This is a genomic window from Nocardia amamiensis (genome assembly GCF_015477605.1).
GTDB lineage: Bacteria > Actinomycetota > Actinomycetes > Mycobacteriales > Mycobacteriaceae > Nocardia > Nocardia amamiensis_A.
Map to the genome: position 1 here is coordinate 22,337 of NZ_JADLQX010000025.1, position 13,689 is coordinate 36,025.

Below are 13,689 nucleotides of genomic sequence, written 5' to 3' on the forward strand. Positions count from 1 at the left end.
GTTCAGAGTGGTTGCAGACCAGTGCCGTGGGCTCGGCGCTGCGCGGAAGGCGTGGGCGCACTAGTGTCCGTGCTCGGGCGCGGTCTGCAGTTCGGGCGCGGCGGCGGCCAGCAATGCGTCGCGGTCGCGGTTCAACGGAGGATAGATACGCCGGGTATTGATGGCGCGCTTCGTGTCTTTAGCCTCCTCTCCGCACGCGACCACGTGGCGGTCCCAGCCCTCGGTATACACCGCTCCTGCCGGTCCCAGATCGAGAACCGTTACATACCAGGGGATCCGCAACGGCTTCATGGGCTTGCCCAGAAGATCGCCGATGACGTTGTATCCCGCCCATCGGCCCATCGGGCGGCTGTGCTGGCAGGACATCACCGACATATGCTCGTCGTCCATTCTTGCGGCGGCGACGTCACCGGCGGCGAATACCCCGGGCACACCGCAGACCCGCAGGTAATCGTCGACGGGGAGTCGACCCAGCCGGTCACGGTCGACCCCGAAGTCTGCGGTCAGCAGGTTGGCCCGCATGCCGGCACACCAGACGACAGTGGCGGCGGCCACCACTTCGCCCGAGGTGAGTGTCACGCCGCGCTGACCGATGGCGACGACCCCGACGCCCAACTTGGTCTCGATCCCGGTGTAGGCCAGCGCCGCCTCGATGACCGGTCGCGCCGATAGGCCCATGTCCGAGCCGACGACGGGGTTGCGGTCGATCAGGATGACCCGCGGTGTGACGGCACGCGTGGCAAAGGAGTCGGCGAGCATCGCGGGCAGTCCGGTCGCCTCTTCGATCCCCGTCAAACCTGCCCCGACGACGACTACTGTCGCGGCCGCCGGGTCAGCGGGGCCCTCGGCCAGCCGGCGCAGGTGGGCTTGCAGTCTGGTCGCTGCGTCATGGGTGTCGATGTCGAAACCGAACTCCCGTAGGCCAGGGATGTCGGGCTTGACCACCTGGCTGCCCAACGCGAGCACCAGCCGGTCGTAGCCGTGAGCGCCCGCGGTGGATTCCACGACCCGTGCCGCAGCATCGATCGCCGTCACTTCGCCGATGATGTGCTTGATTCCGACCGGATCGAGAAGAGCGCTGAGCGGTATGCGGGATGTGCTCAGATCGGTCTCATAATCGCGCACGCGGATGTCGTGATACGGCGTGGAACTGATTGTCGTGACATCGACGGTTCCGACCGCCACACCGAGCTCGTCGAGCCGCCGGGCCGCCGCGAGCGCCGCCCACAGACCCGCAAACCCGGACCCGAGAACCACGACACGCGAAGGCTCGGTCACTGCAGCGCGCTGCACATCGTCATCCTAATGCTCCAGCCGGACTTCGTGATCGTTGATGCTGCTGGTCAGGGCGCTGGAGTGGGGCCCGCCATCGCGTGCTCCCATTCTCCGACGGCCGTATTGGGCCCGTGGGGTGCCGCCAGCGCTGCTGCGAGCACGTGGGCAGGGCAACGGTCTCGCAATAGGTGATGACCGACGTGGCCGGGTCGGCCGCGAGCAGGCTGCCGGGGTGTAGTCAGCGCAAACACCTGATCGAGGTCTTCGCAGACCACCGACGACCGTCTGGATCGATCGAGGATCGGTATCGGTTGTGCGGCGGATCGGTGGAGATGCTGGTCGTCAGTGTCACGGGCGGCGCGTAGCTGCCGCATGCTGGCGGACAGAGGTCGGCCCAGCACCCGGCAGAAGGGAGATAAGACGGTGGCAGTGGGACGTCGTCGGCTGCTGATCGGCTTCGCCGGTGCGGGTGGCCTTGCCTTGGCCGGATGGGGGTGGGCGCGAGAACTGGCGCCGCCACCCAAACCCGCGACAATCCGATTCGATCCCGCACCCGGTACCCACGATGTCGAAGCGCGCAGTCCCGCCACGATCACTGTCACCGACGGGACGCTGCGGTCGGTCGAATGGGTCGATGAAACGGGCAGGTCGCTGCCGGGCGTATCGGCACCCGATCGTCGAGCCTGGACCAGTGCCGAACCACTCGGCTACGGACACACCTACACCGCGAAAGCCGTGGCGCACGGCGAAACCGGCGACGTCACCGCGACGACCACCTGCACCACAGTGCAACCGCATCAGCTCATCGACGTCTCCCTACGCTCCGCCAATCTCGTCGAGCTGGTCGAAAACGACATCTACGGAGTAGGTTTCGTGCTCGTCGCCCATTTCGACGAACCCGTGGATCGGGTGGCCGCGGAACGCCACCTGAAGGTCACCACCCAGCCGGCCGTCGCCGGTGCCTGGTACTGGCTCGACGATCAGAACGCACACTGGCGGCCGGAGCACTATCACGCACCGGGAACCAGGATTACGATCGCGGCCGAACTCTTCGGCCGCGCGCTCGGCGAGGGCCGCTACGGACTGCGTGACCAACGGGTTTCGGTGGTCATCGGGCCCGCGCACGTTGCGATCGCCGACGACCGTACCAAGCAGATCGAGGTCTTCGACAACGGAAACCTTGTGCGCACCATGCCTACATCGATGGGCATGGGCGGCACCACGGTCGTCGGCGGCAGAGTCATGTCGTTCTGGACTCGCCCAGGCATCTACACCGTGCTGGACCGAAACAATCCGGTGATCATGGACTCCGCCAGCTACGGCCTGCCCACCGGCTCCGCCCTCGGATACCGCACGAGCATCAACCATGCGGTCCGCATCAGCCACGACGGAATCTTCGTGCACGCATTGGCCGCGAGCATGTGGGCCCAAGGCAATACCAACGTCTCACACGGCTGCCTGAACCTCTCCCCTGCCGACGCCGCATGGTTCTATGACTTCGTCATCCCCGGCGACGTAGTCGAGGTCCGCAACACCGGCGGCGACCCCCTCGATATCTGGCACAACGGCGACTGGAGCATCCCGTGGACCGACTGGCTTCGCGGTGGCGCCCACACATGACACGAACGAGAAAGAGCGGCTGATCTGGTCGTCATTCGACTCCGCCTCCGGGCACCGTTTTGTCATGCATCCCGGACCGCGCGCGGCATGCGCGACCCGAGCACGCCGCGCGCGACACCGACTAGCACACGCCCTGCAAGTGGGAGTGCGCGCGGAATACGGCCGCCGCGGCCCGATCCTGTCATATTCACGCTGTAGCGCCACCAGTCAGGGCGTGGGTCTGATTCCACGGCGACAGATTCGGCCGGACTGGTCCGCGAGGTGAACCGCACTGGTTCAACCTCCTTAGACCGAGCGCGGATCCGGCCACCTGCGGTGCCACAGTGGCCGCGATCGACGCCGCGTCAACGCAGACGGTAGGTTCGGCCTTGGACTCCCCACTCGCCGAATTCCGGGACGTCGCCACGGTCGATGGCACGGATCGACGGGCGGCCGATGTGAGCGAACACCAGTCGTCGAACACGACTTTCCCGGGCGAGGCGGGCGGTGTCGCAAACGGCGGCGTGCCCGCCGACGTTGCGCGCGAAACGAATCGGTCGAGCCCAGCCGGCGGCGTCGGCGAACATCAGGTCCGCACCAGCCGCCCACGATGGGAACTGCCAGAACTCGGGCGCCCACACGACCCGACGGCTGCCGCAGCAGATGAGATAGCCATAGGTGGGATGGTTGGTGTGCAAGACCGGGCACGGGTCGATTTGCAGTGCTCGATCACGGTAAGAGGCGACTGCCGGTTCGGTGTCGTAGGCCCGCGCAAGGCGGCGTATCTGCCCGATGAGCTCGGCGCGGGTATCGGTGATCAGCCAGGCATCGATACGGCCGCCGGGCTCGGCACCCGGACCCCCGTCGAACATGATCCGCTGCCCCGACGAGCACAACAGCAGCCCAGCCGGACGATACCGCGGCGAGTTCATCGCCCCGACACCGAGCAATTCGAACCCCATGCGACCGAACGCTTCCTCCCTATGCTGGACAACCGGCGAGACCGCGTGCGCCCCGCACCACGAAGCGGCCTGGAGTGGAGCCGCGAGCCCTCGATGAGTCGATGCGTAGCGGCGTCGGCGTCAATGAAGACCGGCCAGCGCATCGGCGTTCGGGTCAATGCTGGACGGGTTCGGTGCCGAGCAGGTCACCGTAGTCAGCGGGCAATTGTGCTGCAATATGGTCGAATTCCTGTGGCATTGCCACCTTCAACGCGGCCATGACGGCACGAGAATGCCTGCGCGCTTGCTGCTCGGTGCGTTCTGCGCCTTCAGCGGCGGCCACCCGTCGATAGAATTCATCGATCGCGAAACGCTCGCCCGCGCCAGTCTGTGGCAAGGCATCGGCGAAGGTCTTCGGCAGCTGCGATGCGAGATCTTTGGTCTCACCGCCCGTGATCCGCTGACCGAGCACCTGCAGGGTGGCCCGGATCGCCCGGGCACCCTCGTCGACACTATCGATCTCCGCGGTGCTGCGCACCGCGGATACCAACTGATCCTCGTTCATGATTCCTCCCGTTCCGAATCGGTTGCGGACAGATTTCGAACACAGTGCCACGACGTCCACGGCTCGTCTCCGGTCGCCCGCGCAGCACATCCGCCCGGTTGCAGAAACCGGGCCGCACGTCTGGGCACTACCACCAAGAGGCACCGGCAAACGGCTCTCGACGGCACAGTCGGCAGGCCCGGTACTCCAGCGGGCATGTCAGCCGAACCCCTGCACACGGACCCGACACGGCAGTCAAGGCGCTCGCGCCAGGGTCAGTACCTGTCGTCGATAAAGCACGTGTGCGTAGTGGTCGACTCCCCCTCAGGACACCAGTGCTGAACACAGGATCGGTCCCGACAACAGCCAGCGGTTGTCGGGACCGATACGTTATGTGCAGCCGAGGAGCCAGTTAGAGGTTCGCTTTGTCCGATCGGGCGCCTGCGGGAAGGACGGCGGCGATGTCGCCGAGTGCGGTGACGAAGGTGCGGGTTCGGGTGCAGCGGACCGTCGACCACCATGTACCGCCTACAACCAGGTGTCGAGGCTGGTAGTGGTGAGGAAGTGTTCCAGGTCGGCCCGCCATGGGGCGGGGGTGGTCTTTTCCGGTTCGATCGCGCTGTACTGGCCGCGGTAGAACAACAAGGGCCTGCCGGAGTCGGCGGATTCGGTCAGGGCCAGGACTCGGCCGATCACGATGTAGTGATCGCCGCCGTCGACGACGTTGTCCACCGTGCACTGGATTGTGGCCAGCGCGCCCTCAAGGACCGGAAGTCCCAGTTTCGAAGTGGCCCAGTCGATGCCCGTGAACTTATCCGGCTCACGTGAGCCGAAGCGGGCACACACCTGCTGTTGTTCCTCGGCGAGGACGTTCACGCAGAAATGCCCGGACCTCTCGATAGCGGCCCAGCAGCGCGACCTCTTGGTGGGGCAGAACAGCACCAAGGGCGGATCGAGGGACACCGCGGCGAACGATTGGCATGCGAAACCGATCGGCTCGGCGGGAGTATCGTCGCTGGGCGATGTGAAGGTCGTGATCACCGTGATGCCGGTGCAGAACCGACCCAGCACGTTCCGGAACCGACGGTCGTCGATCTCCGGGTACTCGCCGGTCATGGTCATTGTTGTTCGGGCGCCGGTGTCGCAACGGGCGCCTTTTTCGCAACGGCAGGCGCCGCCTGGTGACCGGGAAGGATCACAGCGGCGGCCACGGAGCCGACGGCCAACAGTCCTGCGGCGATGGTGAGTGCGGTGGTGTAGCCGTCTGCGAGATCGGCTGGCGCGTACGAGCTGCCGATGATGTTGCCGGCGATCGTCACCAGTACCGCGAGCCCGACCGACCCGCCGAGCTGCCGCGAGCTGTTGAGGACTCCGGATGCTAGGCCCGCCTGCTCGGCCGCTACGCCGGCGACACCGGCGACGCCCATACCCACCATGGCGGCACCTATGCCGATGCTGCAGACCATGGAGGGGCCGAGTACTGCGCTGAGAAAACCGCTCGACTCCGTCGCCCGTCCGAACCACGCCAGTCCCAGCGCGCCCAGCAGGCCGCCCACGACCATGACCTGCCGTGCACCGACTCGGCCGATCACGCCTTGCGCCACCCGGAGACCGACGACCACTCCCACGCAGAACGGCAGGAACGCCAACCCCGTGCTGGTCGAGCTGTAGCCGAGGACTCGCTGGAGGAACTGCGAGACGAAGTAGAAACTGGCGATCTGACCGGACACCAGCATGAATCCGAAAACGGTCGCGCCGATCAGGGACCGCCGCCGCAGGAAACCGAGCGGAACCAGCGGATCGGCCGCGCGCAGTTCGGCCCACCCGAACACGGCGAGTGCCACGATCCCGCCCGCGAACCACCCCAACACCGTCGGAGAGCTCCAAGGATGATGCTCGGTGGAGATCACCGCGGCGACGCACGCTGTCATACCGACCGTGACCGACACCGCGCCGAGCACGTCGACCGGTCCACGCCGCGTCACCGTCACATCACGCACTCCCCGGACCACTGCGGCGATCGCGGCGGCGACGAACACCAGATTGACCCACATCACCCATCGCCAGCCGAGATAGTCGGTCAGCAGGCCGCTCATGACGACACCGAACGCCCCGCCTGCCGCGCCGGCACCTCCCCAGACGGCCATCGCCTTCGAGCGAGCGGGCCCCTCCGGGAATTCCGAGGTCACCAGTGCCAGTGACATCGGCGACAGCACCGCCGCCGCGATGCCCTGTACCGCCCGGGCCGCGATCAGCTCCCAACCCTGCTGCGCGGCGCCGCCAGCTGCACTGGCTACCGCGAATACGACAAGACCGGCGAGCAGCAGTCGACGGCGACCGGTCAGGTCCGCCAGCCTGCCCCCGAGCAGCATCAGGCCCGCGTAGGGGAGCATGAACGCGTTGATCACCCAGCTCAGTGCCGAGGGGCTGAAATCGAGAGCGGCGTCGATATCCGGCAACGCGACGTTGACGATCGACAGATCCAGGGACACCAGGAACATCAACAGGAAGACAACCGCCAGGATCGCCTTCGGATGCTCGGACTCGCGCGCGGGCACAGCAACCTCCATAATTTACGAACGCGTATTTTTAATACAGTTAGCACACCCTAACCACCCTGTCGAGAGCTTCGAACGCAGAAGGAGTCCCTTGTCGCCCACCACAGCCCGCAAGCGTGGCCGCCCGATCAAGGTCGGCCGCAACGCAGTCGTCGCCGCTACGACGCAGCTACTCGCCGCCGAAGGTGTCGACGGTTTCAGCATGCGGCGGCTCGCCCGCGAGCTCGGCGTGAGCACCGCCGCGATCTATCACCACTTCCCCACCAAGAACGCGCTGTTCTTCGCAGTCCTGAGCGCTCGCGCCGACGAACTGGACCGGCCGTCGCTGCCCGACGATCCACGCGACCGCCTGGTCACGATCGTGGTCTACCTCATCGACACCCTCCACCAGCTGCCGTGGGTGCTCGACATCCTCGTGACCGGTGAAACCTTCGGCCGCGCGGCGATGTGGATTCTCGACGAATTCGTCCGTGCGGCAAACGAACTCGGTGCCAGCGACGACGAGGCGGTGTACGCGTACAACGTGATGTGGCGGTTCGCTCTGGGCGAGCTCATCACCCGCCGCGCCGCGGATGAGCGGGACGAGGCCACCGCCGCCGGTAACCCACCACCGCACTGGACCGACGTCGCCACCCCTGAAGTCCTCGCCGAATTCCCCACCGTGGTCCGTCTGCTGCCGCGCTGGTCGCACAACACCGCCCGGTACGACACTGCCACCGCTGCACGGCACATGATCAACGGTTTGCTGCCCGAGGCGAAGCCCTGAGGCGTTGCGGTGTCACACGTCCGTCTGCGTCGTCAACCGGATCAGCCTTCGAATCGGCCCCTAGCAGCCTCAGCAGCGGCGCGGTGAGAGCTGTGGTGACGAGGGCCATCACGACCAGTAGCGAATACAGCTGCGGCCCGATGATTCCGGCGGACAGTCCGACATCCAGCAGAATCAGCTCCGTCAGCCCCCGGGTGTTCATCAGTACCGCGAGGACCGAGGCCGAGTTCTTTCCGCTTCCAGTCGCCCGAGCGGACAGGTAGGCGCCGCCCAACTTGCCGGCCACCGCGGCGACGATCACCACCACGAGTTCGACAACGCCGGCGCGCTCGGTGGCGGAAAGGTCGACCCGAAGACCGGCGACAACGAAGAAGCAGGGCATCAACAGCATGCCGAGCGGCCGCACGGCCGCCTGGACCTTTTCTCTGGCGGCCCGCGGAAACGCCGCCCCGAACAAGAAGGCACCGAAGATCAGATGCAGCCCGGCCCATTCGGTCGCTGCGCCCCACAGCAGGGCACCGCAGACCGCGACCAGGGTGAGAGCCGAATCGGCGGCGGCGCAGGCGGTCCGGGCGAGGATGGGGCGCACCACCCACCAGGTCCCCACAGCCACCGGAACCAGCAGCAACAGCCGCCAGGTGTGGCCGGCATCGGTGCGGGTGGAGGTGACGATACCCGCGAGCACAACCCACGCGAGGACGTCACCGACCGCCGCACAGCCGAGTGCCATCTGCCCGACCGGTGTGGCGAACATCTTCCGGTCGTGCAGGATCCGGACCAGCACCGGAAAGGCGGTCACCGCCAGCGAACAGCCGATGAACAGCACGAATCCGACCCGGCCGCCGGTGTAGTGACGAGCCAGGACTGTCAGCGCCACAACGCATCCCAGCACGAACGGCGTGAGATAGGTCGACAGCGACACGACCAGCACGGCGCTGCGGTTTCGGGTGAGCCGGCCGAGGTCGGTCTCAGTTCCCGCGACGAACATGAACAGCGCGATGCCGATGTTCGCGAGAGCGGTGAGCGCCGGTCTTGTGTCCGTAGGGAAGACGGCACTCGACAGATACGAGCCGAGTATGGTCGGACCGGCCAGAATACCCGCGGCGATCTCGCCGACAACTGGTGGCTGGCCTACTCGTTCCGCCATCCAGCCCAATATTCGCGCGGTGACCAGGACGAGGACAAGATCCACCAGGAGCATACTGATGACATGGCTGGGCATCGACGGTCCTCCTAGTTCCTGTGTGTGAGAACCGCTGTATCGGGGGCGATTCGGAGACAGCGCATATTCGATCGCTCGGCTTCGTCACGGAGATCGGACAATCCGTATTCGGCCCACGGCATCGGCACCTCGGCCTCACGTATCACCCTGTGGTCGTGCAGGACTCGATAGGTCAACGTCCACATGGTCGCGCTGCCGGAGCCTGAGCCGCGGCTCCACACCTCGTAGATGTGGTCTCCGACCGGCGTCCGGGCGATCCGCAGTGGTGCCCGGCTCGGCGGTGCGGTCTCGTCCATCAGTTCCACAACCACCGGGGCTCCCGGTGGCAGCCGCTCGGCGAGATCGGCCAGCAGCCGCGTTCGTTGCGGTGGCTCGATGTGACCGAGCACCCCATAGACCACCGCACCGCCGATGCGCTGCGGCAGAGTGAACTCGCCGGCCGTGGCCGCGGCTATGGTGACCCGGTCGGCCAGACCGCGCAGGGCCACCCGTGCGGACAAGGCGATGCGCATGCACGGGGACGGCTCGACGGCAACGATCGCCGCACCGGGTAACGCGTCGGCGATCACTTCGGTGGAGCATCCGGTGCCGGCGCCGATATCGACGATCGGGCCGAGATCGGTCCGCGCCGTGCGCAGGGCAGCGGCGAGGACCGGCCCCTTGCGCGCCCACAGCGGCCCGGCCACCAGGTCGTAGAATTCCGCGGCGCCGGCGTAGATGTCGGTCATCGGGCGTACTCGACCAACCACACCGGGCTCGCGCCCGGCAGCTGACGCGCCGACAGTCGTCGCAGTCCGGCGGCTGCCGCACGGTCGTCGAGTTGGGCGGGTGTTCGTTCGCGACCGCCGAACAGGACCAGCAGGCGCAGGTCCATCGCGGTGGCGACCTCGGGGCGCGTCCCGCTGTCGAGATTCTCCACGACAACGACCCGGCCCTGCGATCCGGCCGCCTCCGCGCATCGCGCCAGAATCCGCTCGGCATCGGCGTCGGGCCAATCGTGGAGCACCCAGGTCAGCAGATACACGTCGGCACCAGCGGGAAGCGGTTGGAAGAAGTCGCCCGCCACGGCGGCGCAGCGGGACGAGAGCCCCGCGGTTGCGAAGGATTCTGCGGCCGCGCGCGCGGCGTCGGCCAGATCGACCACGGTGCCCGACAGCCGCGGATGCGCAAGCGCAAGGGCACGCAGCACGGTTCCCGAGCCTCCACCGACGTCGACTACGGTGCGCACCTCATCCCAGGCGTAGCCCTCGACCACGCTGGGAACGGTGAACCGGGTGTGCTTGCCCATCAGTTCGTTGTAGGAATCGTCGGTGTCCTCCCACAGGGAACGACCGTGCACCACGGGGTAGCCGGGATCTCCGGTGCGCACTACATCCAGCAACGCCGTGAACGCGCGATCCATGCGCCCGCCCGCACCCTCGAGATCGAACCAATCCCGCATGGCCAGTGGGTGTTCCGCACGTAGCAACTCCGCCGATTCGGTCAGACCGAAGCGTCCGGGTTCGGATTCGGTGAACACACCCCGGCAGGCGAGGTAGCGCAACAGCCGGTGCAGGGCGTCGGTGTCGGCGCCGGCCTTCGCGGCGAGATCCGGCACCGTGCAGATACCGTCGGCGATGAGGTCGGCGATCCGCAGGGTGGCGGCCACGCGGATAGCCCACGGGGTGACCAGATCGGCGCGGGACATCAGGGACTGTGGTGTCAGGGACATGGCGATCTCCGTACCGGTAGCGTTGCGGGACCCCGGCTCATCAGATCGCCGGTCGGTCGATAGGTGGTGCCCTCGGCCAACCGCAACTCGGGAGCGCGGTCGGTGAGAACCTCGACATAGATGCCTGCCTGCAGCCTGGTGAATGCGGCGCCGAGGCAGGCATGCGGACCGGCGCCGAAGCTCAGATGCGCCGAGGCCGCCGGGCGGCCCAGCTGGAACTCGCTGGGGCCGGGCCAGCGTGCCGGATCCCGGTTGGCCGCGGCGGTGAGCACGAAGACTCGCTCCCCCGCCGCGATCGGCACGCCGTCCACCGCGCACGGCCGCATCGCGGTGCGCATACTCCACAGCGCGGGTGGTTCGTGCCGCAAGGATTCCTCGACCGCGGCGGCGATGCGATCCTCAGGAAGCGGCCACATCTGCGTTATCAGCAGACGATGCAGCAGGTTTCCCAGCAGGTGGGTCACGTTGCGCACCCCCGCGACGACGAGGAAATGCACGAGCATGCGCTTGTCCGGAACCGGCAGCTCCGGGAATCGGCGCAACGCCACCGCGTCGATCACCTCGCAGAATTCCCGCCAGCCCGGCGAGGATTCGTAGCCGACCAAGGTGGCGAACCGTGCTACCCACAGCCGGATCAGCTCCGCCGGTAACCCCAGGAACTCCGCGAGCGCCAAGGCGGGCAGCGGTTCGGTGAAATCGGTCACCAGATCCCGCAACCCGTCGATGTGGGCATGGGCCTGCGCGCGCAACGCCGGTTCGAGACCGGCCAGGGCGCGGGGAGTGAACTGCGCCTGGATCAGGCTGCGGATCCGGGTGTGGTCGGGCGGATCGAGCTGCGACAGCGCCGGAGTCTTCTCCGATTCGTTCTCCGTCGCGGTGTTGTTGGCACGGCTGGAGAAGGTCGCGGTGTCGCGCAGCACGGCCCGCGCACCGGCATCCGAGGAAACGACACGAAAGCCCGGCATCGGTGTGGTCACCGCCGCGATGTCGCGCAACCGCGGATACGGGTCACGGATATGACCAGGGTCGAGCGGGTTGAACGGGGGGTCTGCGGTGGACATGTCGTACTCGCTCAGCACAGATCCTCGACGCCGATAGGTGCGGCGGGCGCCCGCCGCACCGGTTGCGGATAACCGAGCCGCCGGGTCAGCTCCGACCACAGCCGTGACAGCGTCAGGTGGTACTGGCCCGCGATGAACGGATCGGCACCGTCGGCGATCGCCTGCCGCATGGCAAACAGCGAATGCCGCACGCCCTCCGGCCACACCGAGTCGAAAACCTCGCGCACGCCGGGCGCACCGGACGGCCCCAGACACGACACCGTGGGCGAATCGCCGACATCGTCGAGGGAGAAGGTGCCGTTCTCCTTGGGGACGTACACCGCCGGCTTCCACAGCACGGGACCGTGTGTGCCGGCGAGTTCGAGTGTGCCTGCCTCGGTGACGAGTGCGATGTGGTGTTGCAGGTGTGTCGGGTGGTCCAGATCGTCCGGTACGAACTGGTTGTTCACCCGCACGGTGACCGGTACTCCGGAGATCACCGCGTTGATGCTGCGTTCGGTGAACTCGGCGCGGGCCAGCCCGCGTAGCCGTGGCGAGACATCGAGCGGATCGCCGATCGCCCACGGGCTCAGACCGCCGAGGGCCTGCCCGATGATGTCGAGCAGGTCGTAGGACACCTGTACCGCGCAGGCGGCGTGCACGGACACCGCAGGCTGGCGCTGCAACAGCCGGTGCGCCGCGTCCAGGAACCGGCGAACCGGTTCGAGGTGGACGTAGAAGGTGTTGACCGCGAAGCCGACGCCGCGCCGGGCCGCGATCCGCAGACAGTCTGCGAGCTCGTCCCCGCGCACCGGGTGTTCCAGTAGGACCGGAATATCCTGCGACAGCAGGGCCTTCGCCAGCTCCGCTCCCGGCCCCCCGCCGACGCCGCTGGGAACCACGACACAGGCGAGGTCGATGCCGCCGGACACCTGGTCGGGGGAGGTGAACAGCGGAACTCCGTAGTGCTGGGCACAGGCGCGGGAGCGTTCGCTGCCGCGTGCGAGAATCCCGGCGAGGGTGAACGGGGGTTCGTGCACGGCGCGCAGGTAGATCCGGCCGAAACCGGTCCCGCAGACGAGAACTTTCACAGACTTCCTTCCTCGCCGAACAGTCGCGGTACGACCCGGACCGGATCGAGGACTTCGTCGGCGGAATATGTTCCGGCGGGTATTTCGCCCTCCAGCGCTGCCCGAGCGCAGAGGATCGCCGTCGCGGCGGTCAGATCCGGATCGGTGCGCAGCCGCATCCGGCGCACGGCGCCACCCGTCCCGATCAGTTCGGCGGCGATCGACAGATACTGCGCACGTCCGGCGGTATCGGCCTGTGAGGCCGCGATGAGCTGTTCGGGTGTCGGTGTGCCCGAGCTCAGCAGCCGCCGCACGCACTTGCCGTCGAACTGGGTGGTCCATGCCGAATCGCGCAGTCCCAGAGCATGATTCACGCGGCTCGCCTGTGCGCGCCAGCCATCACGGGTGCCGAGGAATTCCCGCGCTGACGCCGGTGTGAAGCGGTAGAGTCCCCCGGCGGTCACCGACAGCCGGGCCGGTTTCTCGTCCAGCTGCGCGGCCAGCAGCCGGGGCAACAGGCCGATCGCGCCCGGCATCGCGCCGGCGTCGTAGACGGCGACGCGCTCACCACCCGACCGCCGACCGGTGGCCGGACCCGCGCATGGATCGACGTAATGCGCTCCCGCTGCGTGGATTTCGGATGCCAAGGGGTGACCGGTGCAGTTGATCACGACCTGGCATCCGGCGCACCAAGACCGCAGGTCGGCGAAGTCCGCGCGGTATCCCGGCCGCGGGCGGTGGCCGGACAGCATCGCCAGGACAGCCGATCCGACCGCACCGCTCGCACCCAGGACCCCGATCACGGGTCGGTCGCTCACGGTGTCCCCTCGCTGGCGCTCGGCGCCACCGTGCGCGATGCGCGCTGTATCGTTGGTTCGCTCGCAAGCTCGCTCACGGTGTCCCCTCGCTGGCGCTCGGCGCCACCGTGCGCGATGCGCGCCGTGTCGTTGGTTCGCTCGCAAG

The 13,689-nt window shown here is 67.4% G+C and carries 13 protein-coding genes; 2 read left to right on the forward strand and 11 right to left on the reverse strand.

What is annotated here, in order from left to right; all coding sequences use genetic code 11:
- Positions 1 to 60 precede the first annotated feature (60 nt).
- Entirely contained in the window at positions 61 to 1,278 is a 1,218-nt protein-coding gene (locus IU459_RS27695) for an NAD(P)/FAD-dependent oxidoreductase (protein ID WP_195132563.1), read from the reverse strand.
- A gap of 420 nt (positions 1,279 to 1,698) precedes the next feature.
- Between IU459_RS27695 and IU459_RS27700 the strand changes: the two genes are divergently transcribed.
- The gene (locus IU459_RS27700) at positions 1,699 to 2,895 is read left to right on the forward strand and encodes a L,D-transpeptidase (protein WP_324199054.1); all 1,197 of its coding nucleotides are present in this window, start codon (positions 1,699 to 1,701) and stop codon (positions 2,893 to 2,895) included.
- Between the two features lie 344 nt (positions 2,896 to 3,239).
- On the opposite strand, the gene IU459_RS27705 is transcribed toward IU459_RS27700, so the two are convergent.
- From IU459_RS27705 to IU459_RS27720, 4 genes are all read right to left on the reverse strand, one after another.
- Positions 3,240 to 3,836 carry an MBL fold metallo-hydrolase gene (locus IU459_RS27705; RefSeq protein ID WP_195132521.1) on the reverse strand — a complete coding sequence of 199 codons (597 nt, stop codon included), beginning with the start codon at positions 3,834 to 3,836 and terminating at the stop codon, positions 3,240 to 3,242.
- 154 nt (positions 3,837 to 3,990) lie between these two features.
- Positions 3,991 to 4,380 carry a DUF2267 domain-containing protein gene (locus IU459_RS27710; protein ID WP_195132522.1) on the reverse strand — a complete coding sequence of 130 codons (390 nt, stop codon included), beginning with the start codon at positions 4,378 to 4,380 and terminating at the stop codon, positions 3,991 to 3,993.
- A 507-nt stretch (positions 4,381 to 4,887) separates the two neighbouring features.
- The gene (gene hsaB / locus IU459_RS27715; RefSeq protein WP_195132523.1) at positions 4,888 to 5,481 is read right to left on the reverse strand and encodes a 3-hydroxy-9,10-secoandrosta-1,3,5(10)-triene-9,17-dione monooxygenase reductase subunit; all 594 of its coding nucleotides are present in this window, start codon (positions 5,479 to 5,481) and stop codon (positions 4,888 to 4,890) included.
- Positions 5,478 to 6,917: an MFS transporter gene (locus tag IU459_RS27720; protein ID WP_195132524.1), complete on the reverse strand. Its 1,440-nt coding sequence runs from the start codon at positions 6,915 to 6,917 to the stop codon at positions 5,478 to 5,480. The genes hsaB and IU459_RS27720 overlap by 4 nt, the downstream gene beginning before the upstream one ends.
- A 91-nt stretch (positions 6,918 to 7,008) precedes the next feature.
- Here IU459_RS27720 and IU459_RS27725 point away from each other — a divergent pair, with 91 nt between their 5' ends.
- The gene (locus IU459_RS27725) at positions 7,009 to 7,683 is read left to right on the forward strand and encodes a TetR/AcrR family transcriptional regulator (RefSeq protein ID WP_195132525.1); all 675 of its coding nucleotides are present in this window, start codon (positions 7,009 to 7,011) and stop codon (positions 7,681 to 7,683) included.
- Here the strand turns inward: IU459_RS27725 and IU459_RS27730 are convergent.
- Genes IU459_RS27730 through IU459_RS39810 form a run of 6 tightly spaced genes read right to left on the reverse strand, consistent with a single transcriptional unit; the run spans position 7,652 to position 13,544 of the window.
- Positions 7,652 to 8,905, reverse strand: coding sequence for a cation:proton antiporter (locus IU459_RS27730; RefSeq protein ID WP_195132526.1), 1,254 nt, complete (start codon positions 8,903 to 8,905; stop codon positions 7,652 to 7,654). The genes IU459_RS27725 and IU459_RS27730 overlap by 32 nt on opposite strands.
- Before the next feature lie 11 nt (positions 8,906 to 8,916).
- Positions 8,917 to 9,633 (reverse strand): class I SAM-dependent methyltransferase, encoded by a 717-nt coding sequence (locus tag IU459_RS27735; RefSeq protein ID WP_195132527.1) that lies wholly within the window; start codon positions 9,631 to 9,633, stop codon positions 8,917 to 8,919.
- On the reverse strand, positions 9,630 to 10,616 hold the full coding sequence (locus IU459_RS27740) for a methyltransferase (protein ID WP_195132528.1): 987 nt from the start codon (positions 10,614 to 10,616) through the stop codon (positions 9,630 to 9,632). The genes IU459_RS27735 and IU459_RS27740 overlap by 4 nt, the downstream gene beginning before the upstream one ends.
- The gene (locus IU459_RS27745) at positions 10,607 to 11,677 is read right to left on the reverse strand and encodes a cytochrome P450 (protein ID WP_195132529.1); all 1,071 of its coding nucleotides are present in this window, start codon (positions 11,675 to 11,677) and stop codon (positions 10,607 to 10,609) included. The genes IU459_RS27740 and IU459_RS27745 overlap by 10 nt, the downstream gene beginning before the upstream one ends.
- 11 nt (positions 11,678 to 11,688) lie before the next feature.
- Positions 11,689 to 12,747, reverse strand: coding sequence for a Gfo/Idh/MocA family oxidoreductase (locus IU459_RS27750; protein WP_195132530.1), 1,059 nt, complete (start codon positions 12,745 to 12,747; stop codon positions 11,689 to 11,691).
- A complete protein-coding gene (locus IU459_RS39810; RefSeq protein WP_195132531.1) occupies positions 12,744 to 13,544 on the reverse strand; it encodes a hypothetical protein in 801 nt (266 codons plus the stop codon). The genes IU459_RS27750 and IU459_RS39810 overlap by 4 nt, the downstream gene beginning before the upstream one ends.
- Positions 13,545 to 13,689: the final 145 nt, after the last annotated feature.

Coding starts and splice junctions, on each gene's coding strand:
- IU459_RS27730 (WP_195132526.1), bottom strand. CDS start 8,905: ATGCCCAGCCATGTCATCAGTATGCTCCTGGTGGATCTTGTCCTCGTC.
- hsaB (WP_195132523.1), bottom strand. CDS start 5,481: ATGACCATGACCGGCGAGTACCCGGAGATCGACGACCGTCGGTTCCGG.
- IU459_RS27745 (WP_195132529.1), bottom strand. CDS start 11,677: ATGTCCACCGCAGACCCCCCGTTCAACCCGCTCGACCCTGGTCATATC.
- IU459_RS27740 (WP_195132528.1), bottom strand. CDS start 10,616: ATGTCCCTGACACCACAGTCCCTGATGTCCCGCGCCGATCTGGTCACC.
- IU459_RS27735 (WP_195132527.1), bottom strand. CDS start 9,633: ATGACCGACATCTACGCCGGCGCCGCGGAATTCTACGACCTGGTGGCC.
- IU459_RS27710 (WP_195132522.1), bottom strand. CDS start 4,380: ATGAACGAGGATCAGTTGGTATCCGCGGTGCGCAGCACCGCGGAGATC.
- IU459_RS27705 (WP_195132521.1), bottom strand. CDS start 3,836: ATGGGGTTCGAATTGCTCGGTGTCGGGGCGATGAACTCGCCGCGGTAT.